At 72.6% G+C, this 26,193-nt stretch carries 26 protein-coding genes and 1 riboswitch; of the genes, 14 read left to right on the forward strand and 12 right to left on the reverse strand.

All coding sequences use genetic code 11. The features are described from left to right. Positions 1 to 42: 42 nt before the first annotated feature. Positions 43 to 423 carry a DUF1992 domain-containing protein gene (locus ABZ321_RS09545; protein WP_354890553.1) on the reverse strand — a complete coding sequence of 127 codons (381 nt, stop codon included), beginning with the start codon at positions 421 to 423 and terminating at the stop codon, positions 43 to 45. Between the two features lie 14 nt (positions 424 to 437). Between ABZ321_RS09545 and ABZ321_RS09550 the strand changes: the two genes are divergently transcribed. Next, the gene (locus tag ABZ321_RS09550; protein WP_354890555.1) at positions 438 to 1,031 is read left to right on the forward strand and encodes a DedA family protein; all 594 of its coding nucleotides are present in this window, start codon (positions 438 to 440) and stop codon (positions 1,029 to 1,031) included. 19 nt (positions 1,032 to 1,050) lie between these two features. On the opposite strand, the gene ABZ321_RS09555 is transcribed toward ABZ321_RS09550, so the two are convergent. Next, on the reverse strand, positions 1,051 to 1,449 hold the full coding sequence (locus tag ABZ321_RS09555; protein ID WP_354890557.1) for a helix-turn-helix domain-containing protein: 399 nt from the start codon (positions 1,447 to 1,449) through the stop codon (positions 1,051 to 1,053). A 110-nt stretch (positions 1,450 to 1,559) separates the two neighbouring features. On the opposite strand from ABZ321_RS09555, the gene ABZ321_RS09560 reads away from it, so the two are divergent. Beyond that, positions 1,560 to 2,498 carry an NADP-dependent oxidoreductase gene (locus tag ABZ321_RS09560; protein ID WP_354890559.1) on the forward strand — a complete coding sequence of 313 codons (939 nt, stop codon included), beginning with the start codon at positions 1,560 to 1,562 and terminating at the stop codon, positions 2,496 to 2,498. Positions 2,499 to 2,510: 12 nt separating this feature from the next. Here the strand turns inward: ABZ321_RS09560 and ABZ321_RS09565 are convergent, their stop codons facing one another. Beyond that, positions 2,511 to 3,140 carry a hypothetical protein gene (locus ABZ321_RS09565; protein ID WP_354890561.1) on the reverse strand — a complete coding sequence of 210 codons (630 nt, stop codon included), beginning with the start codon at positions 3,138 to 3,140 and terminating at the stop codon, positions 2,511 to 2,513. Between the two features lie 194 nt (positions 3,141 to 3,334). Here ABZ321_RS09565 and ABZ321_RS09570 point away from each other — a divergent pair, with 194 nt between their 5' ends. Then, positions 3,335 to 3,916 (forward strand): chaplin family protein, encoded by a 582-nt coding sequence (locus tag ABZ321_RS09570; RefSeq protein ID WP_354890563.1) that lies wholly within the window; start codon positions 3,335 to 3,337, stop codon positions 3,914 to 3,916. Positions 3,917 to 4,011: 95 nt separating this feature from the next. Here ABZ321_RS09570 and ABZ321_RS09575 read toward each other — a convergent pair whose 3' ends face one another. From ABZ321_RS09575 to ABZ321_RS09585, 3 genes are all read right to left on the reverse strand, one after another. Beyond that, positions 4,012 to 4,845 (reverse strand): PhzF family phenazine biosynthesis isomerase, encoded by an 834-nt coding sequence (locus ABZ321_RS09575; protein ID WP_354890565.1) that lies wholly within the window; start codon positions 4,843 to 4,845, stop codon positions 4,012 to 4,014. 221 nt (positions 4,846 to 5,066) lie between these two features. Then, complete coding sequence (locus ABZ321_RS09580; RefSeq protein ID WP_354890567.1) at positions 5,067 to 5,474, reverse strand: hypothetical protein; 408 nt, start codon at positions 5,472 to 5,474, stop codon at positions 5,067 to 5,069. Positions 5,475 to 5,493: 19 nt separating this feature from the next. Then, entirely contained in the window at positions 5,494 to 6,462 is a 969-nt protein-coding gene (locus ABZ321_RS09585) for a dihydrodipicolinate synthase family protein (protein ID WP_354890569.1), read from the reverse strand. A gap of 71 nt (positions 6,463 to 6,533) precedes the next feature. On the opposite strand from ABZ321_RS09585, the gene ABZ321_RS09590 reads away from it, so the two are divergent. The 3 genes from ABZ321_RS09590 to ABZ321_RS09600 all read left to right on the forward strand — a co-directional run bounded on the left by ABZ321_RS09590 (position 6,534) and on the right by ABZ321_RS09600 (position 11,092). Then, the gene (locus tag ABZ321_RS09590; RefSeq protein WP_354890571.1) at positions 6,534 to 7,430 is read left to right on the forward strand and encodes a LysR family transcriptional regulator; all 897 of its coding nucleotides are present in this window, start codon (positions 6,534 to 6,536) and stop codon (positions 7,428 to 7,430) included. Positions 7,431 to 8,405: 975 nt separating this feature from the next. Further along, positions 8,406 to 9,836, forward strand: coding sequence for a DUF1800 domain-containing protein (locus ABZ321_RS09595; RefSeq protein WP_354890573.1), 1,431 nt, complete (start codon positions 8,406 to 8,408; stop codon positions 9,834 to 9,836). Between the two features lie 68 nt (positions 9,837 to 9,904). After that, positions 9,905 to 11,092, forward strand: a complete 1,188-nt coding sequence (locus tag ABZ321_RS09600; protein WP_354890575.1) for a DUF1501 domain-containing protein — start codon at positions 9,905 to 9,907, stop codon at positions 11,090 to 11,092. On the opposite strand, the gene ABZ321_RS09605 is transcribed toward ABZ321_RS09600, so the two are convergent. Then, positions 11,052 to 11,693: a TetR/AcrR family transcriptional regulator C-terminal domain-containing protein gene (locus tag ABZ321_RS09605; RefSeq protein WP_354890577.1), complete on the reverse strand. Its 642-nt coding sequence runs from the start codon at positions 11,691 to 11,693 to the stop codon at positions 11,052 to 11,054. The genes ABZ321_RS09600 and ABZ321_RS09605 overlap by 41 nt on opposite strands. A 72-nt stretch (positions 11,694 to 11,765) precedes the next feature. Between ABZ321_RS09605 and ABZ321_RS09610 the strand changes: the two genes are divergently transcribed. From ABZ321_RS09610 to gcvP, 4 genes are all read left to right on the forward strand, one after another. Then, on the forward strand, positions 11,766 to 12,320 hold the full coding sequence (locus ABZ321_RS09610; RefSeq protein ID WP_344504820.1) for a peroxiredoxin-like family protein: 555 nt from the start codon (positions 11,766 to 11,768) through the stop codon (positions 12,318 to 12,320). A gap of 118 nt (positions 12,321 to 12,438) precedes the next feature. Further along, positions 12,439 to 12,777 (forward strand): YciI family protein, encoded by a 339-nt coding sequence (locus ABZ321_RS09615; protein ID WP_344504821.1) that lies wholly within the window; start codon positions 12,439 to 12,441, stop codon positions 12,775 to 12,777. Positions 12,778 to 12,885: 108 nt separating this feature from the next. Then, positions 12,886 to 13,929, forward strand: a complete 1,044-nt coding sequence (locus ABZ321_RS09620; protein ID WP_354890580.1) for a hypothetical protein — start codon at positions 12,886 to 12,888, stop codon at positions 13,927 to 13,929. 90 nt (positions 13,930 to 14,019) lie between these two features. Continuing rightward, a riboswitch (glycine riboswitch) is annotated at positions 14,020 to 14,114 on the forward strand. A gap of 76 nt (positions 14,115 to 14,190) precedes the next feature. Beyond that, the gene (gene gcvP, locus ABZ321_RS09625) at positions 14,191 to 17,022 is read left to right on the forward strand and encodes an aminomethyl-transferring glycine dehydrogenase (RefSeq protein ID WP_354890582.1); all 2,832 of its coding nucleotides are present in this window, start codon (positions 14,191 to 14,193) and stop codon (positions 17,020 to 17,022) included. A 21-nt stretch (positions 17,023 to 17,043) separates the two neighbouring features. On the opposite strand, the gene ABZ321_RS09630 is transcribed toward gcvP, so the two are convergent. After that, the gene (locus tag ABZ321_RS09630; RefSeq protein ID WP_344504824.1) at positions 17,044 to 17,253 is read right to left on the reverse strand and encodes a DUF5999 family protein; all 210 of its coding nucleotides are present in this window, start codon (positions 17,251 to 17,253) and stop codon (positions 17,044 to 17,046) included. Positions 17,254 to 17,385: 132 nt separating this feature from the next. Here ABZ321_RS09630 and ABZ321_RS09635 point away from each other — a divergent pair, with 132 nt between their 5' ends. Continuing rightward, a complete protein-coding gene (locus tag ABZ321_RS09635; RefSeq protein ID WP_354890585.1) occupies positions 17,386 to 18,570 on the forward strand; it encodes a chorismate-binding protein in 1,185 nt (394 codons plus the stop codon). Between the two features lie 45 nt (positions 18,571 to 18,615). Here the strand turns inward: ABZ321_RS09635 and ABZ321_RS09640 are convergent, their stop codons facing one another. After that, positions 18,616 to 20,331, reverse strand: a complete 1,716-nt coding sequence (locus tag ABZ321_RS09640; RefSeq protein ID WP_354890587.1) for a substrate-binding and VWA domain-containing protein — start codon at positions 20,329 to 20,331, stop codon at positions 18,616 to 18,618. Between the two features lie 163 nt (positions 20,332 to 20,494). On the opposite strand from ABZ321_RS09640, the gene ABZ321_RS09645 reads away from it, so the two are divergent. Continuing rightward, a complete protein-coding gene (locus tag ABZ321_RS09645) occupies positions 20,495 to 20,998 on the forward strand; it encodes a peptide deformylase (RefSeq protein WP_354890589.1) in 504 nt (167 codons plus the stop codon). Here ABZ321_RS09645 and ABZ321_RS09650 read toward each other — a convergent pair. Continuing rightward, complete coding sequence (locus ABZ321_RS09650; protein ID WP_354890591.1) at positions 20,988 to 22,109, reverse strand: type III PLP-dependent enzyme; 1,122 nt, start codon at positions 22,107 to 22,109, stop codon at positions 20,988 to 20,990. The two genes, ABZ321_RS09645 and ABZ321_RS09650, sit on opposite strands and share 11 nt — an antisense overlap. A 39-nt stretch (positions 22,110 to 22,148) precedes the next feature. Here ABZ321_RS09650 and ABZ321_RS09655 point away from each other — a divergent pair, with 39 nt between their 5' ends. Continuing rightward, positions 22,149 to 23,333: an IucA/IucC family C-terminal-domain containing protein gene (locus tag ABZ321_RS09655; RefSeq protein WP_354890593.1), complete on the forward strand. Its 1,185-nt coding sequence runs from the start codon at positions 22,149 to 22,151 to the stop codon at positions 23,331 to 23,333. On the opposite strand, the gene ABZ321_RS09660 is transcribed toward ABZ321_RS09655, so the two are convergent. Together ABZ321_RS09660 and ABZ321_RS09665 are read right to left on the reverse strand one after the other, a co-directional pair. Further along, entirely contained in the window at positions 23,334 to 24,068 is a 735-nt protein-coding gene (locus ABZ321_RS09660; protein ID WP_354890595.1) for a septum formation family protein, read from the reverse strand. A 77-nt stretch (positions 24,069 to 24,145) separates the two neighbouring features. Further along, positions 24,146 to 25,597: an IucA/IucC family protein gene (locus ABZ321_RS09665; protein ID WP_354890597.1), complete on the reverse strand. Its 1,452-nt coding sequence runs from the start codon at positions 25,595 to 25,597 to the stop codon at positions 24,146 to 24,148. 224 nt (positions 25,598 to 25,821) lie between these two features. Between ABZ321_RS09665 and ABZ321_RS09670 the strand changes: the two genes are divergently transcribed. Next, positions 25,822 to 26,157 (forward strand): hypothetical protein, encoded by a 336-nt coding sequence (locus tag ABZ321_RS09670; protein ID WP_344504834.1) that lies wholly within the window; start codon positions 25,822 to 25,824, stop codon positions 26,155 to 26,157. Positions 26,158 to 26,193: the final 36 nt, after the last annotated feature.

Here is a 26,193-nt window from a genome sequence, read left to right on the forward strand (position 1 = left end):
TAACAGTCGCGGGGAAAACGTAAGCGGCGCCACGCCACCCTGTCAACGGGCGCTTCTCCAGTCGGCTAGCACCGCCTCCATGTCCAACGCGGGCAGGATCGTCGCCGGACCGTCCATCAGTCCGCGTCGGGCCTGCTCGATGCGCTTGTTGAGGTCCTCGACGACCGCGCGGACCCGCTCCTCGGTGCGCAGGGAAGGTAGCCGCTCCGGCAGGTCCTCGACCTCACGCCGCAGCCGCAGCGTCGGCGGCACCCCGCCGGGCAGCCCCTCGCGTCTGGCGAGATCCTTGATCCACCAGTCCTCGTCGTAGAGCTCGCCGTGGTCCGGCAGCGGCTTCCCGGCACCCGGCAGGTTGTCGAACTGCCCCTGCTCCTGTGCCTCGCGGATCTGCCGGTCGATGTGTGACTCGTACCAACTCGACATGATCTCATTGTCCCGTGGAGGTACTGCAGCGCTACGGCTATCCCGCCCTCGCCCTGCTCGTGCTGCTGGAGGGGATCGGCATCCCCACGCCGGCGGTGAGCGTGGTCGTGGCGGCCGCGGTGCTCGCCGGGCACGGCTCGATGAGCCTGCCGCTGGTCGTCGTGATCACCTTCACCGCCGCGGTCGCCGGCGACAACCTCGGCTTCTGGCTCGGCCGCCGGGCCGGCCGCCCGGTGATCCTGCGGTGGGGCCGGCGGGTCGGGCTGACCGAGCGGCGGCTGGCCCGCGCCGAGGACTTCTTCGCCCGTCGCGGCCGCAACATCGTGGTCGTCGCCCGGTTCATCGACGGCCTGCGTCAGACCAACGGCCTCATCGCCGGCGCGATCGTGCTGCCCTGGCGCCAGTACGCCATCCGCGACGCGATCGGCGGCGCGCTGTGGACCGCGCTGTGGGTCTCGGTCGGCGCCTTCGCCGGCGGCAACCTCGACCGCGTCCGCGGCTTCCTGCACCGCTACGAGACCACCGCCCTCATCGTCGGCGCGGTGCTCCTGGTGTCGTTGCCGCTGCTGTACCTGTGGCGCCGCCGACGCCGTGCCACCCACGACTGAGTCCCGGGTCTGCCCCTGCTCAGGGACGCGCGTCGAACTGGGCGCGGGCCTCGAAGACGCGGTCCATGTGCGTCTCCGCCCAGTCCTTGATCGAGACCATGACCGGGAACAGCTCGTGCCCGAGCGGCGTGAGCTCGTAGTCGACGCGGGGCGGGATCGAGGGGGTGACCGTGCGGGTGACCAGCCCGTCGCGCTCCAGGGTCCGCAGGGTCTGGGTGAGCATCTTCTGGCTGACGCCGGCGATGCGGTGGGCGAGCTCGCCGTGCCGCTGCGGGCCGCCGGCGAGCGCCGGGATCACCAGCGCGACCCACTTGTCGGTGAGCCTGCTCAGCAGCTCCCGGGTCGGGCAGCCCGCCAGGAACGCGTCGTAGTCACGTCTGGCCTGTTCGCGGCGTTGGGCCGCGCTCGTCGTCGCCATGGTGTCCTCCTCCGGTGCCTCAGGCACTTCACGGTACCTACTTACCGATGGTGCCCGCCGGTCCATACGGTCGTGGTGATCACTTCACGCACTTCTTGGAGGAGACGGCGATGCGCGCTGTCAGCTATGCAGAGTTCGGCGGACCGGAGGTCCTGCACGTCGCCGAGGTGCCGGTGCCCGAGCCCGGGCCGGGACAGGTCCGGGTGCGGGTCGCCGCGTCGGTGCTGCACCCGGTCGACCTGATGATCCGCTCCGGCCGGTTCCCGGCCCCGCTGCCGACCGGACTGCCGTACACGCCCGGCTGGGACGTCGCCGGCACCGTCGACGCGTTCGGCCCGTCCGTCTCGCAGCCCGCCGTCGACGCGCTCGGCCCGTCCGTCTCGCGGCTCGCCGTCGGTGCCGAGGTCATCGGCTTCTCGCCGTGGCTGCGGACGACGGCCGGTGCCCACGCGGAGTACGTCGTGCTCGACGCCGCCTGGTTGGCTCCGGCACCTGCCGGCGTCCCCGCCACCGAGGCGGCGACCCTGCCGACCAACGGTCTCGCCGCGGCCCAGGCCCTCGACCTGCTCGCGCTCCCGGCGGGCTCGACCGTGCTCGTCACCGGCGCCGCCGGTCAGGTCGGCGGGTTCGTCCTGGCGCTGGCCCGCGCGACCGGCCTGCACGCCACCGGACTCGCCGGCGCCGGCGACCGCGAGTTCGTCGAGTCCCTCGGCGCGACGTTCGTGCCGCGCTCGGAGGACCCGGCGGGCCCGTTCGACGCGGTCGTCGATCTCGCGGTGGTCGGCTCCTCGCTGCTGGACCTTGTCCGCGACGGCGGCGGCTACGTGGCCGCGTCGCCCCCGCTGCGCCCGGAGCCGGTGCGGGGCATCCGGACCTTCGCGCTGGAGGTCCAGCCGGACGGCACCCGGCTCGGCGGGCTGGCGGCGCTCGTCGCCGCCGGCGACATCCCGTTGCGGGTCGCCGGCGTGTACCGCTTCGCCGACGCGGCGGCCGCCCACGACCGGCTGGCCCAGGGCGGCGTCCGTGGCGGTGTCGTGATCGTCCCCTGACCCGGGCGGCGTTCAGCAGGAGTCGGCGGCCTTGTCGCGGAACGCTTTCAGGGTGATGACCTGCGCGTCGCCCCGGCGGCCGGGATAGCCCCAGACCTCGCCGTCCTTGAGCTTGTCCAGGTCCGCGAGGGTGAAGAAGACCGGCCTGGGCTGCGGTGCGCCGGTCCATGTCCCGAGGACGTAGCGGCCCGTGGCGGTGAGCGCGAGCGGGCGGGGCGGGTCGAACTCGTCGCGCCAGCCGTCCGGGGTGGTGCCCATGGGGATGGCCCACAGGTTGCCGATGCCGGTGCTGTTCTGGATCGACCAGAGGTCGCCCATCGAGACCCTGCCGGATCCACTGGATGACGGCGAGGAGGGCGGTGTGGCGGTGCCGCCCGATGTCGCGGCGGCGCTCGGTGTGGTGGCGGCGCTCGGCGTCGGTGGCGGCCAGGGGTTGAGGTAGAGGGTGGCGCTGTGGGCCGTGTGCCTGTCGCCGCACAGGTACAGGTGGGCGACCGGGCGGCCGTCGGCGGCGCGGCCGACGGCGAGGAGCGGCTCATCCGCGGGGCTGCACGCGGCGAGCGAGCCGGCGACGAGCGCGGCGGTGATCGTGGCGGCGGCGGTACGGGCGACCATACGTGCTGCCGTGCGGGCGGCGGGCATGGTGTCCAGTGTGGCGGAGATCGGCAAGTGTCGCTGACGCCAAGGCGCCACGCCGATGGCGACTACATTACGTAACCTTGCGGGTGCATTGCGTGACTGTTTTTCGCGAAATATCCGTCCAGGACTCGCATTTCCGGTTAAGTGGGGGTCGCGACGGACGTTCACCGTCGATCACTCGTCGAAAGGTCGTCATCATGAATCGCTGGCTCATCCGGTCGGTGCAGATCGCCGCGCTGTCCTTGGGTGGCCTCGCGCTCACCGGCACCGCCGCACACGCCGACTGGGACAGCGGCCCCAACGTCGGTATCTTCAACGGCAACCAGTCCTCGACCACGGTCCAGGTTCCGGTGAACATCTGCGGCAACGCAGTGGCGATCGTCGGCTTCGCGAACGCCAACTGCGACGGCGGCGCCTACGCCGTCAACGGCAGCGGCGGCAGCTACAGCGGCGCCGGCAGCTCGAACGGCTACCACAGCCACAACGGCAACGGCAATGCCAACGCGAACGCCAACAGCCACAAGAAGAAGCACAAGCGGCACTCCGCGAACAGCAACTCGTACCACAACAGCTCGTACGGCAACGGCAACTCGTACGGCAACTCCAACGGTGGTAACGGTGGTGGCGGCGGGGCGTACGCCTACAACAGCAACGGCGACTGGACCACGGGCTACAACGCCGGGTTCTTCAACGGCAACCAGTCTTCGACCACCGTCCAGATGCCGATCAACGTGTCGTGCAACTCGGTCGCCGTGATCGGGTTCGCTTCCAGCTGCTGAGCCGCAGAGGCGCCGCCTGCCTCGGATCGTAGAGCGTTGGCCGATGGCCGCGGTGGATCAGCCCTCCCCGCGGTACACCGGCCAACGCTGCTTCGTCAGTCGATCGGCACCGCGGTGCCGGTGACCGCGACGCCACTGCCGGGGTCGGCGGCCACCTCGACGGTGACCAGGCTCGGCCGGCCCATGTCGTCGCCCTGGTGCACCCGCAGTGTTGCCGGCACCTCGACCAGGCCCAGCTCGCGCAGGTAACCACCGAGCGCGGCGGCCGCGGCGCCGGTCGCCGGGTCCTCGTACACGCCGCCGGGCGGGAACGGGTTGCGGGCGTGGAACACCGTCGCCGACTCCCGCCACACCAGGTCGACCGTGGTCCAGTCGTGCCGCGCCATCAGCGCGGTGAGCGCGGGCACGTCGTAGTCGAGGTCGGCGAGCCGCTGCCGGGTGCCGGCCGCGACGATCGGGTGGCTGGCTCCCGCGTACGCCACCCGCACCGGCAGCGCCGGGTCGAGGTCGGCGGCGTCCCAGCGCAGCGCGGCCAGCAGCTCCCGCACCGTCGCGTCGGCCATCGGTGTGGTGTGCGGCGGCACGCTGCGCAGCGTCGCGGTCAGCCCGTCCACGCCGACCCGCGTCTCCACCTCGATCGCGCCGACCCGGGACTCGAAGCGCAGCGGCCCGAGCCCGAAGCGTTCCGCGTACGCCGCGGCGGTCGCGATCGTCGCGTGCCCGCAGAACGGCACCTCCGCCAGCGGGCTGAAGTAACGCACCCGGACGCGCCCGTCCTCGTGGAACAGGAACGCGGTCTCGGAGTATCCGACGTCGGCGGCGATGGCCTGCATCGCGGCGTCGTCGAGTCCGGCGGCGTCGAGCACCACCCCGGCCGGGTTGCCGCCCTTGGGGTCCGTGGTGAACGCGCTGTACCGAAGGATTTCCATGCACCCGACGCTAGGCCGGTACAAGAGCGGCGGCGCGGTCCAATCGGCGCCGGGTGGTTGTAAGCACCGCCACTGTGCCGCCGTCGTGTCTTGGACAGACACCGGCGCCGGTCAGCTGCGGGGCTGACCGGCGCCGGGTGGTGCTCAGCAGGCGCCTGGGCGGTGTCTGGCCGGCGCCAGGTTGGTGCTCAGCCGGTGCTCAGGTGCTGCTCAGTTGGTGCTTAGTTGGAGGCGACGCCCAGCTGGCCGCCACCGTCGGTGTGCAGCTCCGTGGCGGAGGCGAACGACGAGTCCAAGCGGGCCTGCAGGGCCTCGAGCTCGTGGAACTCGCTGGAGGAGGCCGACTCGGAGCCCTCGGCGGCGAACACGTGGTCCGTCTCGGCGGCGGAGTGGTCGTAGGACGTGAAGTCCGACTCCTCGTACTGCGCGCCGCTCGCGTCCGTGATGGACACGTGGTGGCCCTGGTCGAAGCTGGTGGACTCGGCGGACGCGTGGTCCTGCTCGAAGACGCCGAACTGCGAGTCGTAGTTGCTCTCGTTCGCGTCGACCTGGTGCAGCTGGTTCAGCGACTCGTGGTCCTGACCAGCCTCGACGTGGCCGTAGTCGGCGCCGGTGTCGAAGTCGCTCATGGGAGATCCCCCTCAATTGCTAACGCTTGGTGACGACATCGACGGTACGGCCTGTCCCGCCGCCTGGAATCCCCCGAACGTGCCACCGTGGCAAGCTGGTCGAACCGTCCGGTATGTGCTGGAGCGCCGCGAAAGCGGCCTCGGCGTTCGTCAGGGCGGCCCGGGACGCGGGCAGCAGCGGCAACCGGACGTCCGGGGTGGGGATCCGGCCGGCGGCGTGCAGCACCGCCTTGATCACGGCCGGGTTCGGCTCCGCGAACAGCGCCGCCGACAGCGCGGCGAGGGCGGACCCGAGCCGCCTGGCGGTGGCGACGTCCCCCTCCCGCCAGGCTCGCGCGAGGGCCACGAACCGGTCCGTCGCCACGTGCGCGGACGCGAGGATCCCGCCGGCGGCGCCGATGGCGAGCAGTGGGCCGATGACCGTGTCGTCGCCGCCGAGCACCGCGAACCCGGCCGGCAGCGCGCCGAGCAGCGTCACCGTGTCGCCGCTGACCGGGCCGTCGGACAGCTTCATGCCGGCCACTCCTGGGATCGCCGCGACCGCGAGCAGGGTGTCGACGTCCAGGGGCTGTCCCGTCCGGTACGGCACGTGGTACACCACGACCGGCAGCGGCGACGCGGCGGCGACGGCCCGCAGATGGGCGAGCACACCGGCCGCGCCCGGACGGGTGTACGGCGGCACGACCACCATCGCGGCGTCCCCGCGCACGTGCCGGACCGCCTCCACGGTCGCCGCCGTCGAGCTGTCACCGACCCCGACGAGCAGCGGCGTGCCGTACACCGCGGCAACCTCCCGGCAGGTGGCCACGACCGTGGCCCGCTCGGCCCCGGTCAGCGTCGCCGGCTCCCCGGTGGTGCCCAGCGCGACCAGCCCCGCGGCCCCCTCGTCGAGCACCCGCCGGGCCAGCCCGTCGAGCGCGGCGAGGTCCACCGACCCGTCAGCGGCGAACGGCGTCACGAGCGGCACGAAGATCCCTTCAAGCTCCATGTACTCAGGGTCGCCGCCACCCGAGCGGAAGGTCCAGTTCACATTCGTGACGTCGAGCATAAGCTGAACTGATGCTCGACGTGCGCAAGCTGCGCCTCCTGCGCGACCTCGCCGACCGCGGCACCATCGCCGCAGTCGCCGCCGCCCACAACTACACGCCGTCCGCGGTGTCGCAGCAGCTCGCCGCGCTGGAGCGGGAGGCCGGCACGGCACTGCTGGCCCGCACCGGGCGCGGCGTCACGCTCACCGCCGCCGGCACGGTCCTCGCGGCCCACGCCGGGGAGGTCCTCGCCGCCCTCGAGCGCGCCACCGCCGCGCTCGCCGCGACCCGCACCGGCCTGTCGGGCCCGCTGCGGATCGGGGCGTTCCCGACCGCGATGCGGACGCTGCTGCCGGCGGCGCTGGTCGCCCTGGCGGGGGAGCACCCGGCGCTCGACCTCACCGTCGACGAACTGGACCCGGCGCTCGTCCCGCCCCGGCTGCGCGACGGCACCCTGGACGTCGCGCTGGTGCACGACTACGACCTCGTGCCGATCGCCCCCGACCCGGCGCTGGACACGGCCCCGCTGCTGGACGAGACGATGTACCTCGCGGCGACCCGCCCCCTAGATCTCGCGCAGTGCCGCGACGAGCCGTGGATTCTCGCCGGGCCGGGCACGCTGTGCCACACGATGACACTCCGGGCGTGCGAGGCCGCCGGCTTCCTGCCCCGCGCCCGCCACCACGCCGACGACTTCGTGACCGTCCTGACCCTCGTCGCCGCCGGCCAGGGCGTCGCCGTCGTCCCCGAGCTGGCCCTGCGCCCCCCAGCACCCCCACCCGGCGTCGTGCTGACCCCGCTCGCAACGAGACGCCGGACGAGATTCGCCTACCGCTCGGGCGCCGGCTCACACCCGTCGATCGCCGAGTTCATCGCCACCGTCCGCTCGGTCGCCGCCACCGGATTGCCGGCCCCAACAATCCGATAATCCGCCAGGCATGCGCGCGACCATCGTTGCGTCCCGCGCCGATCGCCGTGCCAGTCCCGGCGTGGCCCCTGGCCGAGCACCGCGCCCACTGCGGTTCTCCGGCCACTGTGGTCTCCTCGCCCGCACCGTCCTGTCGGTCCCTGGAACCGGATTGTCGGGTGCGGCAATTCGATAATCCGCCGGACGGGCGTTCGGCCATCTCCGCGCCCCCGTCGACCACCATGCCAGCTCCGGCGCGGCCCCCGGGTCGAGCATTACGCCCACTGCGGTTCTCCGGGCCGCTGCGGTCTTCTCACCCCGTCGTGCCGGTCGCTGCAACCGGATTGCCAGTTGCGGAAATCCGGTATTCCGGCCATCCGTTGGGCGGGCATCGGGCATCCGTTGGGCGGGTGTCCGGGCATCTACGCGGACCCGTTGATTGCCGTGTTGTTCCCGGCGCGGACTCGGTCGACTGCCGCCTCCACTGTGGCTCGCTTGGTCGTGCCGTCCTGCTGGTCGTGCCGTCCTGCTGGTCGTGGCGTCCTGCTGGTCGTGGCGTCCTGCTGGTCGTGGCGTCCTGCTGGTCACGGCGTCCAGCTGGTCGCGGCGACCGGATTGTTGGGTGCGGCAATTCGGCAATTGGGTGGGCGTCTTCGCGGTCCCGTCATTGCTGGCTTGGTGTCGGTGCGGCCACTCGATCGCCGTCTCGGTCGCTGCGGTCTTCTTGGTCGCACCGTTCCGATGGTCGATGTGGCGGGATTGTTGGGTGCGGTAATCCGGTAATCCGCTGGCCAAGAGAACCGCAGCCGGCGTGTCACTCGACCGGCCCCACGCCGAGACCAACACGGCACTCGACGCAACCACGCACACACCCGCCCGCCCACCGGATTGTTGGGTTGGGTAATCCGGTAATCCGGTGGTGCGGAGCGGTTGCCGGGTGGGAGCGTGGTGGGGGCGTCGGTCAGGCCGGCCGTGTCGGTGTCGACGTTGGACTGCGTGACCGCCTTCACCCCTCAGGACCCGGTTCTGCATCTGTTGCGCCGCGCCACGTTCGGGCCGACTCCCGCGAGCGAGGCCGAGCTGCGCAAGCTCGGTGCCGTCGCGTGGCTGGACCGGCAGCTCGCCCCGGCGACCATCGACGACGCCGCGTGCGCGAAGCTGCTCACGCGGTACCCGATGGCCAACCTCGACATCGCCGGGGTGCGCGCCAAGGTGAAGGCCGGCGCCATGAAGTCCGGGGGCTGGGACGCCATGCAGCAGCTCGGCGCCGCCGCCGTCGCGCGCGCCGCATGGAGCAACCGGCAGCTGCTCGAGGTCATGGTCGACATGTGGTCCAACCACCTCAACGTCACCTGCCCGTCCAGCGACGTCTGGGACAGCCGCGGCGCCTACGACTCCCTGATCCGCAGGCACGCCCTGGGGACGTTCGCCGACCTGCTGAAGGCGTCCGCGACGTCACCGGCGATGCTGTCGTACCTCGACAACCGCAGCTCCACGAAGGCGAAACCCAACGAGAACTACGCCCGCGAGCTCATGGAGCTGCACACCGTCGGGCTGATCTACACCGAGGCCGACGTGAAGGACGCCGCGCGGCTGCTCACCGGGCTCACCGTCGACAAGACCACCGGCCTGTACAAGTTCGACGCGACCCAGCACGCGACCGGCGCCGTCACCATCCTCGGCTGGCGGCACGACAACGCGACCGCCGGCGGCGGGGAAGCGGCCGCCCTCGCGTTCGTGGACATGCTCGCCCAGCACCCGGCGACCGCCGAGCGCGTGGCCCGCAAGCTCTGCGTCCGCTTCGTCTCCGACGACCCGCCGGCGGCCCTCGTGCAGCAGCTGCGGGAGGTGTACCTGCAACAGAAATCGGCAATCGCGCCGGTCCTGCGGGCGCTGTTCACGTCGCCGGAGTTCGCCGCGTCCGTCGGCGCCAAGGTCCGCACCCCCCTCGAGGACCTCATCGGCACGGTCCGCCGACTGGGCCTGCAGCCCGAGGCGTCCGGCACCGAAGGGGTCCGCGCCCTGTACAACTACCTCGTCGCCGCCGGCCACGCCCCGATGCGCTGGGCACCGCCGAACGGCTACCCGGACGTCGCCGCCGCCTGGACCGCCCCGTCGGGCCTGCTGATCCGCTGGAACGCACACCTGAACCTCGCCGCCGGCTGGTACCCCAAGCAGCTCGTGCGCCCGGCGTCGATGCTCGCGACGCTGGTGCCGACGCTGCCGGCCACGCACGGCGCGTTCCTCGACGCCCTGGCCACCCGCCTCGTCGGGCAGCCCTTGCAGGCGGCGCACAGCGCGGCCCTGCTCGGCTTCCTGAACAAGTCGGTGTCGAGCCCGCTGAAGGCGACCGACCCCGCCGTCGCCGGCCGGCTGCCGCACCTCATCGCCCTGATCCTCGACTCGCCCTACTACCTGGCCAGGTGACCGTCATGATGGATTGCTGTATTACCGATAACGGTATTTCGCGGCGCGGGCTGCTGGGCCGGGCCGCCGTGATCGGGGCGGGCGCCGCGCTCACCGGGCTCGTCGGGGAAGGCCTCGCGACCCGGCTGGCGTTCGCCGGCACACCGTACACCGGCGACACCATCGTCGTGTTGTCGTTGCGCGGCGGGTTTGACGGGCTGTCCGCCGTCGTCCCGATCGGCGACCCCGACTACTACACCGCCCGCCCCACCATCGCCGTGCCGAAGGCGTCGGTGATCGCCGGGGACGGGATGTTCGGCCTGCACCCGGCGTTCGCGCCGCTGCTGCCTCGCTGGACCGCCGGCACGTTCGGCGCGGTCCACGCCGTCGGCCAGCCCAACCCGTCCCGGTCGCATTTCCAGGCGATGGAGGAGATGGAGCGCGCCGCCGCCGGTACGTCCGTCCGTACGGGCTGGCTCGACCGGATGCTCGGCGTCACCGGCGCCTCCGCCCCGACCGCGGGCGTCGCGATGGGCGCGACGTCCCCGGCCCGCGCGTTCGCCGGCCCGTCCCCGGACGTGTCGATGTCGTCCGTCGACGGCTTCAAGCTCTCCGGCAACGACGCCAAGACGCCGATGGCCGCGACCATCGCCAAGCTGTTCGACGGCGCCCCGGCGGTCATGGCCGACCCGGCCCGCGCCGTCAACGCCACCCTGGGCACCGTCGCCGCGCTCGGCGCGTACACCCCGGCGGCGACCTACCCGTCGACCGCCCTCGGCAAGGCGCTGTGCGACGTCGCGCGCCTGGTGAAGTCGAACGTCGGCCTGATGGCGGCCACCGTCGACTTCGGTGACTGGGACATGCACGAGGGTCTCGGCGGCCCGGTGAAGGGCCAGCGGATGCACGACCACCTGACGGAGCTCGCCCTGGCCCTGGCGGCGTTCGCAACCGACCTCGGCGACGCGTTCAACCGCGTCACCCTGGTCACGCTCAGCGAGTTCGGCCGGCGCGTCGCGGAGAACGGCTCCCGCGGCGTCGACCACGGCAACGGCAACGCCATGCTCCTGCTCGGCGGCAACGTCCGCGGCGGCCGCGTGCACGGCATCTGGCCCGGTCTCGCCCCGGCCAAGCTCACGGCCGGCGACCTGACGTCCACCACCGACTACCGGTCGGTGATCGGCGAGCTGCTCCAGCGCCGCTGCGGCGTCGGGTCGCTGACGGGCATCTTCCCGAACGTCACGCCGTCCTCGTACGAGCTGGCCCTGGCCCGCCGCTGATGCCGGCGAGCAGGAGGGCGAGACCGCCGCGGAACTCCTCGTCGGCGCCGACCTGACGGGCCGCCCCGCCGAGCTGCCGCATGTGAGGGAACGCGGCGGGGTCGAGCCCGGCGATGGCCGCCGTGCCGGGGCCGGACAGCGGGCCGAGGTGTTCGAGCTGGATCGCGCCGACGAGGTACGACAGCAGCCCCCGCAGCGCGACGACCCTGCGCTCCGGGTCGGTGACGGTCTCGGCCAGGATGCCGGCCACCGTCTCCGACCAGCGCAGGATGGCGGGTGACCGGTGCCGGTGCGTCATGGTCAGCGGGACGACGGCCGGGTGGGCGCCGACCGCGACGCGGACCCGCTCCACCATGACGGTGACCCGCTCCTGCCAGCCGCCGCCCTCCGGCGGTGCGGGGTCCACGGCGCCGAGCACCAGCTCGACGACGAGGCCTTCGAGCTCCTCGCGGTCGGCGACGTACCGGTACAGGCTCATCGTGCCCATGCCGAGCTGCTGGGCGACGGCGCGCATGGTCAGCCCGGCCGGCCCGTCACGGTCGAGCACCGCGAGCGCCGCCGCGGCGATCTGCGCGGATGTGAGTGATCGCGGTCGAGGCATGGCACTTGACAGCGTACGTCATACGCCTACGCTTGCCCGTAAGAGTACGTTGTACGCTTACGCGGAGGTGTCATGCTCGTCGTCGATTCCCGGCGCCTGCAGGTCGTCGTGGGGGAGCCGGTCGCCGTGCCGGACCCGTCGCTGCTGGTGCACCTGCAGTTCCGCCGCTTCGCCGGCTGCCCGGTCTGCAACCTGCACCTGCGCTCGATCGTCCGCCGCCACGCCGAGATCACCGCGGCCGGCGTCCGTGAGGTCGTCGTGTTCCACTCCACCGCGGCGGCGCTGCGCGAGCACGTGACGGACCTGCCGTTCCCGGTCGTGCCCGACCCGCAGAAGCGCCTGTACCGCGAGTTCGGCGTCGAGTCCTCCCGCCGCGCCCTGCTCGACCCCCGCGTCTGGCCCACGATCCTGCGCGCCGTGGCCCGCAGCACCTGGGCCCTGCTCCGCGGCCGCGAACGCCCGCCGTCGCTCACCCCGGCCGGCGGACGATTCGGCCTCCCGGCCGACTTCCTCATCGCCCCCGACGGCACCGTCCTCGCCGCGAAGTACGGCGAGCACGCCTACGACCAGTGGTCCGTCGACGAGCTCCTGGATCTCGTCGAGCGGCACGGACCCGGCACGCCCTGACCGTGTAGGACTGGCACCGACGGAAATTTGTCGCGGCGGGTTGTCGGATCCGGGGCGGGCCGTTCGTAGGACGGGTGAGCGGCGGCCGGAGGGGCCGCCGGAGGCGAGGAGGAACAGGATGCCGCACTACCTGGTCTCGTTCGACGAGGGGTGGATGAACGTCGCCGAGAAGGACGTGCCCGACGTGACGAAGGCCGCGCAGGAGGTGGCGCAGGACGCCCGCGACGCCGGCGTGTGGGTGTTCGGCGGTGGGGTGCCGGCGCAGCCCGCGACGGTCGTGGCCGCGGACGGTTCGGTCACCGACGGCCCGTTCCCGGAGACCAAGGAGCACATCGGCGGGTTCGCGCTCCTCGAGGTGCCGGACCGGGACGAGGCGGTCCGGTGGGCGGCCAGGTTCGCCGCGGCGTGCCGTTGCACGCAGGAGGTGCGGGAGCTGGCCGCCGGCGCGGCGGACTGACCCGGCACGGCGGCGCTGCGCGGCGATGGTGCGCTGCGGGTCGGACACAGGGTGCGCGTACTGTGCGCGCAGGTCCGTGAGGATCGGGGGCCGACCCGAGGAGGATCATTGAAGCGCAGCGCCGCGCTGGCCGTCGTCGCCGTCTTGGCGGTCAGCGGATGCAGCTCGCCGGGCAAGGGCAGCGCCGCACCCGCCTCGGGGACGCCGAGCGCGACGGGCGCGACGGGCGGGTCCGGCGCCGGCGGCCTGGGCGCCGCGAGCCAGTCCGCGTCCGCGCCGAGCGGGGCGTGCACGATCTTCCCCGCGGACAACGTGTGGCACGCCGACGTGTCGAGGCTGCCGGTGCACCGGGACTCGGCGGCGTGGGTCGGCAGCATCGGGGCGCAGGCGCACGCGCACCCGGACTTCGGCTCGGGGCTCATCGACGGCGCGCCGTTCGGCATCCCGGTCACGACGGTCGGGCAGGGGCAGGCCGGCGTGAAGGTCAGCTTCGAGTACGCGGACGAGAGCGACAAGGGCCCGTACCCGATCCCGCGCAACGCCAAGGTTGAGGGCGGGCCGAACGCCGACGGGGACCGGCACGTCATCGTGCACGACACGGCGGCCTGCAAGGTGTACGAGCTGTACGCCGCGCGCCCGAACGCGGACGGATCGTGGAAGGCCGGCTCCGGGGCGGTGTTCGACCTGCGCCGCAACGACCTGCGCAAGGCCGGCTGGACGTCGGCGGACGCCGCGGGCCTGTCGATCCTCGCCGGGCTGCCGCGCGCCGACGAGGCCGCCAAGGGCAGGATCGACCACGCGATCCGGTTCACCGCGCCGCGCACGAGGAACGCGTACGTGTGGCCCGCCCGGCACGCGGCGTCCAGCAGCGTCGACGCGAACCTGCCGCCGATGGGTGCCCGGTTCCGGCTGAAGGCGTCCGTCGACATCTCGAAGTTCCCGGCGCAGGCGCGGGTGGTGGCGCAGGCGCTCAAGCAGTACGGCGCCGTCCTCGCCGACAACGGCTCGCCGTGGTTCTTCTCCGGCACGCAGGACGACCGGTGGAGCAACGATCAGCTCAACGCGCTCAAGGGGCTGAAGGGCAGCGACTTCGAGGCGGTGGACGCCAGCCTTCTGATGGTCGACGCGAATTCAGCCCGCTGTAAGCCATGAACCTAGCGTCCTAGGATGCGCTACGCGCTGTGGTGTGGACCACGGGCGCGTGACCATGGTCAAAGAACCGGTAGATTAGGCATCGCCGGCAATACCCGCGCGGGAGAGATCGTCTGAGTTCAGGGCGACGCCGAAGGGGCAAATCCTCCCCGGAACCTCTCAGGCAGAAGGACCGCGACGGGTTGGCACCTCTGGAGGCCACACGACAGAGGGGGAGGGACGTGCGCAGCCCCGACCCCCGGATCCGAAAGAGTGTGGCCAATGACCAGTTTCGCCAGCAGGCACATCGGACCGTCGCCGGACGAGCAGACGACGATGCTGAAAACCGTCGGGTACGACTCCGTCGAGGCGTTGATGACGGCGGCCATCCCCGGCTCGATCCGCTGGCACCAGCCGCTCCAGCTGCCCCTGGCCGCGTCCGAGGCCGAGGTGCTGGGGGAGCTGCGCGCCCTCGCGTCGGCGAACCGGACGCTCGTCAGCATGATCGGCCTCGGCTACTACGGCACGCACACGCCGCCGGTCATCCTGCGCAACGTGCTTGAGGACCCGTCGTGGTACACGGCGTACACGCCGTACCAGCCGGAGATCAGCCAGGGCCGCCTCGAGGCGCTGCTCAACTTCCAGACGGTGATCACGGACCTGACGGGGCTGCCGGTCGCGGGCGCGTCGCTGCTGGACGAGGCGACCGCCGCCGCTGAGGCGATGACCCTGGCGCGGCGCTCGTCGAAGGTCAAGGCCGACGTGTATGTCGTCGACAGCGACGTCCTGCCGCAGACCCTCGCCGTCATCCGGACCAGGGCGGAGCCGCTCGGCATCGACGTCCAGACGGTGGACCTGCGGACCGAGGAGCTGCCGGCGGAGTTCTTCGGCCTGCACCTGCAGTACCCCGGCGCGTCCGGCGCGGTCCGTGACCTGGCGGACATCACCGGGCAGGCGCACGACAAGGGCGCGATCGTCACGTTCGCCGCCGACCTGCTCGCGCTGTGCCTGCTGCAGGAGCCGGCGGCGTTCGGCGCGGACGTCGCGGTCGGCAGCGCGCAACGGTTCGGCGTGCCGATGGGCTTCGGCGGCCCGCACGCCGGCTACATGTCGGTCCGCAAGGGTCTGGAGCGGACCCTGCCGGGGCGGCTCGTCGGCGTGTCCAAGGACGCGGACGGCGCCCCCGCCTACCGGCTCGCCCTGCAGACCCGTGAGCAGCACATCCGGCGGGAGAAGGCGACCAGCAACATCTGCACCGCGCAGGTGCTCCTCGCGGTCACGGCCAGCATGTACGCCGTCTACCACGGCCCCGACGGGCTGCGGGAGATCGCGTCCCGCACGCACGACATGGCGGTGCGGCTGGCGGCGGGGCTGCGGGCCGGCGGTGTCACCACCGAGCACGAGGCGTTCTTCGACACGGTGACGGCCGTCGTACCGGGGAAGGCGAAGGACGTCGTCGGTGCCGCCGCGGACCGGGGGATCAACCTGCGGCAGGTCGACGCGGACCGGGTCGGCATCGCGTGCGACGAGACGACGACGTTCGGGCACCTGCGTGACGTGCTGGCCGCGTTCGGTCTCGCGCACGTCGACGTGACCGCGCTGGACACGGCGGACGTGGTGCCGGCCGAGCTGCGCCGCACCAGCGACTACCTGAGCCACCCGGTGTTCTCCACGCACCGGTCGGAGACCGCGATGCTGCGGTACCTGAAGCGGCTCTCCGACATGGACTACGCGCTCGACCGGGGGATGATCCCGCTCGGGTCGTGCACGATGAAGCTCAACGCGACCGTGGAGATGGAGCCGATCACCTGGCCGGAGTTCGCCAACGTGCACCCGTTCGCGCCGGCGGCGCAGACGCAGGGCTACCGGAAGCTGATCGGTGACCTGGAGCGGTGGCTGGCGGAGGTCACCGGCTACGACGCGGTGTCGCTGCAGCCGAACGCGGGGTCGCAGGGCGAGCTGGCGGGCCTGCTCGCGATCCGCGCCTACCACCAGTCGCGGGGCGACACCGGGCGGGACATGTGCCTGATCCCGTCGAGCGCCCATGGCACGAACGCGGCGAGCGCCGTGATGGCGGGCATGCGGGTCGCGGTGGTGGCGTGTGACGAGCTGGGCAACGTCGACCTCGGTGACCTCGAGGCGAAGATCGAGCTGCACCGGGACCGGCTTGCCGCGATCATGGTGACGTATCCGTCGACGCACGGGGTGTACGAGACGGGGATCTCCGACCTGTGCGCGAAGGTGCACGAGGCGGGCGGCCAGGTGTACGTCGACGGTGCGAACCTCAACGCGCTGCTCGGCTACGCGAAGCCGGGGCAGTTCGGGGCGGACGTGTCGCACCTGAACCTGCACAAGACGTTCTGCATCCCGCACGGCGGCGGCGGCCCGGGTGTCGGTCCGGTCGCGGTCCGTGCCCACCTGGCGCAGTTCCTGCCGTCGCACCCGATCCTGGAGGAGGACGGTGTGGCGGCTCCGGTCGGGCCGGTGTCGGCGGCGCCGTGGGGGTCCGCGGGGATCCTGCCGATCCCGTGGGCGTACCTGCGGCTGATGGGCCCGGACGGGCTGACGAAGGCGACGGCGACGGCGGTCCTCGCGGCGAACTACGTGGCGGCGCGGCTGCGGGAGCACTACCCGGTGCTGTACAGCGGCAGCGAGGGCCTCGTCGCGCACGAGTGCATCCTGGACCTGCGCACGATCACGAAGGCGACCGGTGTGAGCGTGGCGGACGTCGCGAAGCGGCTCATCGACTACGGGTTCCACGCGCCGACGATGTCGTTCCCGGTGTCGGGCACGCTGATGGTGGAGCCGACCGAGAGCGAGGACCTGGCGGAGCTGGACCGGTTCTGTGACGCGATGATCGCGATCCGTGAGGAGATCGACCGGGTGGCGTCCGGGGAGTGGCCGGCGGGGGACAACCCCCTGGCGGGCGCGCCGCACACGGCGGCGGTCGTCACCGCGGACGAGTGGGCGCACGCCTACCCGCGGTCGCTCGCCGCCTACCCGGCCGGCGTGACGGTGGCGAAGTACTGGCCGCCGGTGCGGCGGATCGACGACAGCTACGGCGACCGGAACCTGGTCTGCTCGTGCCCGCCGGCATCAGCCTTCGAGGAGTGAGCGGCTACGGAGCGTGATCGCTCAGGCGGCTTCGACGAGGACGTGCATGGCAGGGCCGCGGTGCGGTTCGATCACGCTGCAGTCAGGAAGCAGCTCTCCGGTGTCCTCGAAGACGATCACTCCGTTGCACAGGAGGCTCCACCCCTGCTCGGGGTGCGAGGCCAGGATCCTGGCTGCTTCGTGGTCGGAGTCGTGGGCCGAGGGGCACGCTGGTTGGTGCTGGCAGAGCATCCGGGGTCTCCGTTTGAGAGGTTCTGGTGGGGCCTGTGGGGTTGTTCACATGACCAGTGATGCACGCTACTACGGCCAACGACACGAATCCGCACATGTGACGGCACAACTTGGGGATAATCCGCCATTCGTATGAGCCCATTAGGACCGGTCGTCGGGTATTGGCCCGGGACGGTGGATCTGCACCCTCCCGGGTCGGAACCGGCGTGCCGGCCGCACGTTTGGGAGCGTTCCCGGCTGGAGTGGCGTTCCCGCGACGGCGGTGACCCTCTGCAACTGCTGGAGGCGTTCCTCGTCGACGCCGGATTGCCCGTCTCCGACGTGTCACGGTCACGGACGGTGACGGACGGGGTGTGTGGCGCGGCGGTGCTCCTGGCGCCGCCGTCGGCCGTGGCGTCGCCGGCGCCGGGCGTGCCGGACCTCGTCGCGGTCGTCTACGCCCACACCCCGCCGCCGTACGCGTTCGCGGGGCCGGCCATGCCCGGCGACGGCCGGGTGGGCCCGTGGACGCCGAGCTGGACCCCGGGGGAGCACGCCGCCGCGGTCGAGGCGGTCCGGGCGGCGATCGCCCGCGGCGACGTCTACCAGGCCAACGTCGTCGGCCACGCGAGCGCCCCGTTCGCCGGCGACCCCCGCGCCGCCCTCGCCAGGGTCGCGGCGCTGCCGGGCGCCCGCTACGGCGGGGTGCTGTCCGGCGCGGACGGCGGCTGGTGGGTGGCGTGCGCGTCGCCGGAGACGCTCGTCGAGGTCGCCGGCGGCCGCGCGGTGACCCGCCCGATCAAGGGGACCCGCCCGGCGACCGCGCAGGGCCGCGCGGAGCTGCTCGCGTCGGCGAAGGAACGCGCCGAGCACGTCATGATCGTCGACCTGGAGCGCAACGACCTGGGCCGGGTCGCCCGGACCGGCAGCGTCCGCGTCGACGAGCTGTTCGCGATCCGCCGCTGGTCGCGGCTGTGGCAGGCGGAGTCGACGGTCAGCGCCGACCTGGCGCCCGGCGTCGGCCTCGCCGGGCTGCTGGGTGCCGTGTGGCCGGGTGGCTCGGTGACCGGCGCGCCGAAGCTCGCCGCGATCGACGTCGTCAGCGCGCTGGAGCCGGTCGGGCGCGGCCCGAGCATGGGCGCCGCCGGCTGGATCGGCCACGGCGCCGACGGCAGCCTCCGCGTCGACCTGGGGCTGACGATCCGCACCGTCGCCGTCGCCGACGGTCTCGCGCACGTGTGGGCGGGCGGCGGCATCGTCTGGGACAGCGACCCGGTCGCCGAGGTCGCGGAGGCCGCCGCGAAGACCGCCCCGATCAAGGCGGCCCTGAGCGCCTGACGGCGGGCCGGTCCGCTCTCATGGTGAGCGGACCGGCACCAGGCGTCAGACCTTGCCGAAGATGGCGGTGAGGAGGACCTCGTTGATGTCGAACGCGGTCTTCGACGTGTAGAGGGTGCCGCCGCTGACCCGGGAGATCTCCTGCAGCGCCGCGAAGTCCGCGTCGTTGCCGTACCCGACGGTCACGATCGGCACCTTCTTGTCCGACGCCGCGTTCGCCTCGAGCTTCGGGCGCAGCTGGTCGAGGCTGAGGCCGCCGGTCGGGTCGTCGTTCTTCCCGTCGGTCATCAGCACCACCAGGTTCGTGGCGCCGGGCTGGTACGCGTCGACGACGGCCTGCTGGGCGGCGGCGGCCGTGTCGTACAGGCCGGTGTCGCCGACCGGGGTCAGCTTGTCGATCGCGGCGACCATCTGCTCCCGGCGGGACTTGCCGCTGAGCTGGTCGCCGACCCGGCCGATCGGGATCAGGGGCCTGTAGTCCTGCTGGCCGTTCTGCCGGGTGGAGAACACCCACAGGCCGGCGTCGACGTCGCCGTCGAACAGCTGCACGGCCTGCCGGGCGGCGTCCTTCGCCAGCTGCATGCGGTTGCGGCCGGTGCCGGGGACCTGCTCGGCCATCGAGCCGGAGATGTCCAGGACGATGAGGACGTTGGTGGGGCGGGTCAGCGCCGTCCACGAGTCCATCGACTGCTTGACCGACTCCGGCAGCAGCACCGCCCGCGGCACCGTCTTGATCTTCGCGCTGAACGCGTTGTCGGCGCTCAGCGCGGTGCCGGCGTCGCGGTTCGGGTCGCGGAACCCGGCGTCGAGGAACGCCTTGCGCCCCTGCGGCCCGCGCAGGTACGCGAGGAACTGCCGCGCCGTGTCCTGTTTGTCCTTCTCCGCCCAGGGCGCGTCGAGGATCAGGTACGGGTTGTCGGCGTCGGCGCTGCCGTTGGACGGGTATACCGCGACCAGCGGCACCTTCGGGTTGGTCTTGTTGTAGGCGAGGACGTCCTGCTCGAGGGCGGGGAACGCCGACACGTACTGCAGCGCGGCGGTGTCGCCCTGACCGTCGGCCTTGGCCAGGTCGGCGAGCAGCGCGGCGGTGGTCGGGGTGTAGACGGCGCGTTCCTGCTTGAGCTTGGCGAGGGTCGCCTGCTCGTCGGCGGTGACCTCACCGTCGTCGTTGCCGTCGAGGATCGCCATCAGGGCGAGCAGGCCCGCGGTCGACTGCAGCGGGTCGCTCATCCCGAACTTGAACTTGCCCCAGTCGCCCTTGCCGTACTTCGCCCAGCCCTGCGGGTCGGCGGCGACCTTGTTGATGACGTCCTGCCACGACAGCTCGCCGCCGGGCCAGCCGAGCGCCTCCGCCATCGGCTTCGGCATGGCCAGGACCGACGGGGTGCGGGCCAGCATCGGCTGGAGGTCCGGCATCATCCGCTCGGCGATCGCCGCCGTCGACGCCCGCCGCACCCACGCGGTCGAGTCCGGCACCCACACGTCCGGCGGGGAGCCGGTCTTGGTGTCCCAGTCGGTGCCGAGCGCCTGCGCCATCGACGCGGTCTCCCGGGCGGTGACCTCGACACGGCCGCAACGCCCCGCGACCGCCGGGTTGCTGTCCGTCCACGACTTGGCGAGGGACTGCAGCAGCGGCGCGGTGCTCGGCGACGCGACGATCTTCGCGGTGACCGTCCCGTTACAGGACGGTTGCAGCAGCCGGACGCCGCCGTAAGCGGCGCCGCCGGCGACGAGCGCGGCAACGACCGCGCCGATGATCACTAACCGGCGTCGTGATCGGCGCTGAGCTGGGCTCTTGCGGTGTGACCGCACGTCCGCCCTGTCGGCCTGGTAGGCCATGGGTGTGCCTCCGGGGGTGGGAAGTCGGCACAGTTTAGGCCCTCGTCAACGATCGTTCACGCCGCCCCGAAGTAGCCTGTGACGCGTGACGATCCGACCGATCCGCGTGCTGGGCGATCCCGTGCTCCGCACCCCCTGCGAGACCGTGACCTCGTTCGATGCCGAGCTGCGTGCGCTCGTGCGTGATCTGCTCGACACGGTGACCGGTGAACCGGGCCGTGCCGGGGTCGCCGCGCCGCAGATCGGGGTGGGGCTGCGGGTGTTCTCGTACGCGGCGAACAAGCAGGTCGGCTACCTCGTCAACCCGACGATCACGGCGCTGGACGGGGCCCAGGACGGCGAGGAGGGCTGCCTGTCGATCCCGGGGCTGTGGTTCCCGACCCCGCGGGCGATGCACGCCACCGTCGAAGGGTTCGACGAGCACGGCGAGCCGGTCACCGTGTCCGGCAGCGGCCTGCTCGCCCGGGCGCTGCAGCACGAGACCGGCCACCTCGACGGCGTCCTGTACGTCGACACGCTCAAGGGCGACGCCCGCCGGCAGGCGCTGCGCGCGGTCCGGTCCCAGTTCGCGCCGCGCGTCACACGGTGATGAACTGCGGGTGGGCGTGGCGCAGGAAGTCGTGGTGCGCCACCTCCCACCCGTAGGCGCCGGTGCCGGCGAAGACGAGGACGTCGCCGGCCCGCACCGACGCGACCGCCGCGTCCCGGGCGAGGACGTCGCGCGGGTTGCACTGCTCCCCGGCGACCGTGACCGTCGCGTCCCGCACGCCGGGCCGTTCGAACGGGTAGGGCCACGCGTCGACGGGCAGCACCGTGAACGGGTGGCTGTACCCCCACGACGCCGGCAGCCGGAAGTGGTGGGTGCCGCCGCGGACGACGACGAACCACTGGCCGTGGGTGCGTTTCACGTCGACGACCTCGGTGGCGTACCAGCCTGCGGTCGCCGCGACGAACCTGCCGGGCTCCACGACGAGGGTCGCCCCGTCGGGCAGCCGCAGCCCGGCGAGCGCCCGCTGGAACACCGCCAGGTCGAACCGGCCGTCTCCGGCGATGTCGACGCCGAATCCGCCACCGACGTTGATGACGGGCGCGGTCACGCCCCACCGCTGCGCCGTGGCGCCCGCCCAGGCGACCGCCTCGCGGATGAACGCGGCGTGCGCGGCGGCGTCCAGGTTGTTGGACACCGCGTGCAGATGGAAGCCCTGGACATTCCGGGCGATCGAGAACGCTTCCGGCAGGAGCGCCTCGTCGATGCCGAACGCCGTCGGGACGCCCGCCATCGCGTGGGTGCCCGGCAGCGCCGGGTGCGTCCGGTTGACCCGCAGGCACACCTTCGCACCGCCGTACACCTGCAGCCGCCGCAACTCGTGGAGACTCTCGACGTTCACGGTCGCGCCCGCCTCCACCGCGGCGCGCAGGTCGGCGTCGGTCTTCGCGGGTCCGCTGAAGATCGCCGGCAGTCCGGCCGCCGCGCGCAGCTCACCGCCGGAGGCGACCTCGAAAGCGTCGACGTGCCCCCGCAACGCCGCGACGACGTCCTCGTTGCCGTTGGCCTTCATCGCGTACGCGATCCGGGTCCCCGCGGGCAGCGCGTCGCGGAGCGCGGCCACGTTGGCCCGCAGCCGCTCCCGGTCGTAGACGTAGGCGCAGACGGGACGCCCGGCGCCGCGTATGGCGGCGGCCACGTTGGGGGGAACCACGCTTCGACTCCAGTTCACGCACCGGTAGGCTGGCCGGCGATGCAGCTCGACTCCCGCGACCCGATCGCCCTGTGGCAGTACGCGGAACGGTATCTCGGCGTCGGGACCCGGACCTACAGCCCCTACGCCGGCGACCTCGACATCTCCGACGTCCACCACCCCCAGCTTGGCGCGGAGTCCTTCCAGCTCCCGACGTTCCAGGTCCCGTCGCTGCGGACCGCGGCGTCCGGGCTCGTCGAGTCGTCGCTGCCGCTGCTGTACGAGGGCCTGCTGCCGGTCCATCCGGACGCCCTGGGCGCCCCCGACCTGGTGGGCCGCGCCGAGCTGCTCGCGTCGCCGCGCGGCCCGTCGCTGACCGCGGTCCCGTCCGCGAACGCCCGCACCGTCTTCGTCACCGCCGTCGACGGCCGCCCGGTCGAGCCGCACTTCGTGAAGCTGCACTACCCGCGCCGCCTGTCCCGCTTCACCCGCCGGCTGCGCCGCCCGATCATCGAGCTGCAGCTGTGGGTGTCCGACCACCTCGTCGCCGCCGGCACCCCGGTCCTGCCGGAGGTCGCCGGCGGCTGGTTCGGCACCGGCGACGACGCCTGGGGCTATCTGCTTCGGGCGGCCCGCCCGCTCGCACCCGCCCCGGCGTGGACGGTGCCGCTGTTCGCGCTGTACGGCCGAGACCTGCACCACCCGTCGGACCCGACCCTGCTGGAGCAGCTCGTCGTCCGCTCCGGCGAGGACCCGCTGACCTACGTCGCGTCCCGGATCGTGGCGCCGATGGTCCGGCTGTGGTCGGAGGTGGCCCGCACGACCGGCTGCCCCCTGGAGACCCACGGCCAGAACACGCTGTTCGCGTTCGACGCCGCCGGCGACGAGACCCGCATCCTGTACCGCGACTGCGCCATCTACGTCGACGCCGCCCACCGCGCCCGCCTCGGCCTGACCGACCCGCTGCCGCCGACGAACGTCATCCCCCGCGACGTGCCGATGGCCGCGGACGAGGTGTTCAGCCTGACGTACGACAGCTTCATGGGCCACCACGCCCTGTCCTACGTCGCCGCCCTCGCGTCGTCGCTGTGGCAGGTCCCGCCGGCCGCCCTGCACGCCGCGGCCCGCGAGGCCTTCACCGCGCAGGACCTGCTCCCCCCGACGGTCTTCTACTACGACAACGTCCTGTACGACAACGGCGACTGGAAACTCGTCGACACCGGCCAGCACCCCGACTGGCGCTGATCACCGCGGCAACGGCCCGCCGCCGAGCCCTTGCACGCTGCCGCGGAGCGTGTCGTGCCGCCCGGCCGGATCGGGCACCTCGGTGACCAGGCACAGCTCGTTCTCCCGGGAGAGCCAGGCGACCCGAAGGTCGGCGCGCTGCCGGAGGTCGGGCAGACCGAGGTACGCGGCGGCGACCTCCCGGCAGTCCGCGTCGGTGTCGTCACCGGGGGCGACGGTGCCGACGAACTCCGCGGCGTGGCTCTGCGTGCACTCGCCGAACAGGTACTCCTGCTCCTCCTCGTCGTCCCCGCCTGTGTCGGTGACGAGGCACGTGATGGCCAGCCGCCGGTCGCCCCGCATGCCGTCCTTCATGCTGCGGGTGCTGCCGACGGGACGCCCGCCGGTGCCGGCGGTCTCCGCGACCGCGCACAGCAGCCGCCCGCGCACAGGGTCTTTGTCGCGCAGGAGCCCGTAGATGGTGCGCGACTGCTCCCACGGCCCACCGAGGAACGACTCAGCCTCCTCCCGGCAGCGCTCCTCGGCGCCGGCCTCGGTCAGGATCGCGATCGCCTCGTAGTCGTGCGGCTCGTCACAACCGACCGCCCGCACCGCTCCCGTGTCAGGCAGGATCCCCGCGGCGACAGGCGCCGTGTAGCACCCGAGCCCGCCCTCACCACCCGTCTCCCGCCACCACAGGAACACCGCGCCGGCAACGGCCAGCACCAATACCACCACCAGAGTCTTCGTCCGCACGCAGCGGGACGGTAGCGCCCCACCCTCCCATGATCAAGTGCATTTCGACCCCGATCGTCGGACGCGGCGGGCCGGGGTCAGCGCAGCGGGTTGGGGATGTGGCACCACAGGTCGTGCAGGGGGTCGTCGGCGAGGCGCATCGCGGTGGTCGCTTTCAGGGGCCAGGTGTCGGCGAAGCAGGCCTTGCGGTCGTCGGGGTCGGTGACGGTGGCGCGCAGGGTCGCGGCGACGGTGTCCCAGGCGGCGGTGGCGTGTTCGGCGCCGAGGGCGTGGACGAGCTCGGTGAGGACGGTGGACAGGGCGGCGGCGAAGAGCTTGGTGCGCAGCTCGTCCTCGTCGTCGGTGGGCAGGGCGCCGATGAGTGGGGGCATGGGGAGCCCGGCGCGGTCGAGGCGGGGCCGGTGGACGTGGAGACCGCCGAGGTCGCGGTACCAGATGGTGGTGGGGCGGCCGTCGCGGAGCTCGACGAGGGTGTTCTGGCCGTGTGCCTCGAGGGCGACGCCGTCGCGGAGCAGGGCGAAGAGCGGTGGCAGCATCAGCCGGACCAGGTGGCCGAAGAAGGTGGGGGTGAGCAGGTCGGGGCGGTGCGGCAGGACGGCGAGGGGCACGACGAACGCGTCGGGCGGTGGGGCCTGACGCCAGACGGCGCCGAGCGTGCGCTGCGGGTCGCCGTGGTCGTCGAGGACGGTCGCGGTGGTGGTCTCGCGCAGCACCCGCAGGCCGGTGGTCCGGGCGGCGAGGGCGGCGACGAGGTCGGATGCCAGGGGCCCATTGTGGACGGCGGCCGCGGACAGGGTCCGCACGGCGCTGGTCATCTGGACCTCGACCGCGGTCTTGAGGTGCTCGCCGGGGGTGTCGTGCGGGGCGAGGGTCCGCAGCGACATGAGGGGTGCGGCGGGCAGGTCGCGGCCGGTGTCGCGGACGAGGCCGGTGGCGAGCGCCCGGTCGAGCTGCCATGGGTGCACGGGCAGCAGCGGCGGGCGGGGAACGCCGTTGGTGTGCCACCTGGCGGGGTCGACCTCGACGATGCGGAGCCGGACGGTCGGGTGGTGCTCCGGCGCGTACGCGAGCACGTCGGCGGTGCTCATGCCGATCCTGGTGCGGCAGCACGGGTGCAGCGGATGCCCGTCGACGACGGACTGCTCCAGCGAGACGAGGTCGTGCGCCGCGCCCTGGGCCGGGGCGGTGGCAAGGGCCAGGGCGAGGTTGGCGACGCTGTTGTCGAGCTCGCGGGCGAGCCGGTCGGCGTGGCCTGCCGGGCGCAGCGCCTCGAGGAGGCGTGCGGGGTGGGTGTACGCGACGCCGCCGGCGATCACCTCGGCGGGCGCGGCGTCGTACAGGTGCCGCGGCGGCGAGCCCAGCTGCCGCGGGTCGACAATGCCTTCCCGCCACAGGGCGCCCCACAGCCGTCGCAGCACACCGGCCCGCGCCGCCGGCAGCATCCGCAGGTAGGGCTCGACCAGGTCCGGCCGGATTTCGCGCAGCACGCGCAGCGTCGTCGTCTCGTCGGGTGCCACCAGCGCTTCCACCCTCAAATCCTAGCATCCTAGGACGCCTTAGGCGACGTGCCTGACGGCACGCCTTTCAAACCCCTGTCTCCGACAGGGGGCGGGGCGGAAGTGGCGGTTGGGAGTCGCGTCGTCCGATCGGTCGGACTTGTCGCGGCGGTCATCGGGCTGCCCGTTCACCTGCGGTGATGCTGTCATGTACAGGAGGATCAAGCGTGGAGCACGGACGCTTCGGGAGGCACCACATGGAGATTCGACAGTTGTCGTCGGCCACGCACGCCGCTGTGCCGGTCAAGGCGACGAACACACCCGCGGTCGAGCCGGTCGCGCCGCCCCCTAAAGGTGGGTTGCCGGCGTCGCAACAGGTGTTGAGTCAGCTGACGCCGGGTGATCGTGCGGCGATCTCGGGGTTGACGGGGTATCACCTGTCGCCGACGGGTGCGGTGACGAACGTCGGTGGGATGCCGCCGTGGTCGTTCATCATGGCGTTCGCGGCGTCGCGGACGGCGGTGCAGCCGGTGGAGGACACGGAGCCGGCGAAGGACGTGAACCGCGTCGAGCACGTCGACGTGACGGTGTAAGAAATCTGGCGTGAACGCCGGCGTCGGGAGCGCCGT

This window comes from Dactylosporangium sp. NPDC006015 (assembly GCF_040614215.1).
GTDB classification, from domain to species: domain Bacteria; phylum Actinomycetota; class Actinomycetes; order Mycobacteriales; family Micromonosporaceae; genus Dactylosporangium; species Dactylosporangium maewongense.

Excerpts from the sequence above, each read along its gene's own strand:
- ABZ321_RS09655 (WP_354890593.1), top strand. The coding sequence starts at position 22,149 with ATGCAGCTCGACTCCCGCGACCCGATCGCCCTGTGGCAGTACGCGGAA.
- ABZ321_RS09590 (WP_354890571.1), top strand. The coding sequence starts at position 6,534 with ATGCTCGACGTGCGCAAGCTGCGCCTCCTGCGCGACCTCGCCGACCGC.
- ABZ321_RS09580 (WP_354890567.1), bottom strand. The coding sequence starts at position 5,474 with ATGAGCGACTTCGACACCGGCGCCGACTACGGCCACGTCGAGGCTGGT.
- ABZ321_RS09555 (WP_354890557.1), bottom strand. The coding sequence starts at position 1,449 with ATGGCGACGACGAGCGCGGCCCAACGCCGCGAACAGGCCAGACGTGAC.
- ABZ321_RS09545 (WP_354890553.1), bottom strand. The coding sequence starts at position 423 with ATGTCGAGTTGGTACGAGTCACACATCGACCGGCAGATCCGCGAGGCA.
- ABZ321_RS09610 (WP_344504820.1), top strand. The coding sequence starts at position 11,766 with ATGCTCGTCGTCGATTCCCGGCGCCTGCAGGTCGTCGTGGGGGAGCCG.
- ABZ321_RS09585 (WP_354890569.1), bottom strand. The coding sequence starts at position 6,462 with ATGGAGCTTGAAGGGATCTTCGTGCCGCTCGTGACGCCGTTCGCCGCT.
- gcvP (WP_354890582.1), top strand. The coding sequence starts at position 14,191 with ATGACCAGTTTCGCCAGCAGGCACATCGGACCGTCGCCGGACGAGCAG.
- ABZ321_RS09615 (WP_344504821.1), top strand. The coding sequence starts at position 12,439 with ATGCCGCACTACCTGGTCTCGTTCGACGAGGGGTGGATGAACGTCGCC.
- ABZ321_RS09560 (WP_354890559.1), top strand. The coding sequence starts at position 1,560 with ATGCGCGCTGTCAGCTATGCAGAGTTCGGCGGACCGGAGGTCCTGCAC.
- ABZ321_RS09570 (WP_354890563.1), top strand. The coding sequence starts at position 3,335 with ATGAATCGCTGGCTCATCCGGTCGGTGCAGATCGCCGCGCTGTCCTTG.
- ABZ321_RS09605 (WP_354890577.1), bottom strand. The coding sequence starts at position 11,693 with ATGCCTCGACCGCGATCACTCACATCCGCGCAGATCGCCGCGGCGGCG.
- ABZ321_RS09670 (WP_344504834.1), top strand. The coding sequence starts at position 25,822 with ATGGAGATTCGACAGTTGTCGTCGGCCACGCACGCCGCTGTGCCGGTC.
- ABZ321_RS09575 (WP_354890565.1), bottom strand. The coding sequence starts at position 4,845 with ATGGAAATCCTTCGGTACAGCGCGTTCACCACGGACCCCAAGGGCGGC.
- ABZ321_RS09630 (WP_344504824.1), bottom strand. The coding sequence starts at position 17,253 with ATGCTCTGCCAGCACCAACCAGCGTGCCCCTCGGCCCACGACTCCGAC.
- ABZ321_RS09565 (WP_354890561.1), bottom strand. The coding sequence starts at position 3,140 with ATGCCCGCCGCCCGCACGGCAGCACGTATGGTCGCCCGTACCGCCGCC.
- ABZ321_RS09635 (WP_354890585.1), top strand. The coding sequence starts at position 17,386 with ATGAGCCCATTAGGACCGGTCGTCGGGTATTGGCCCGGGACGGTGGAT.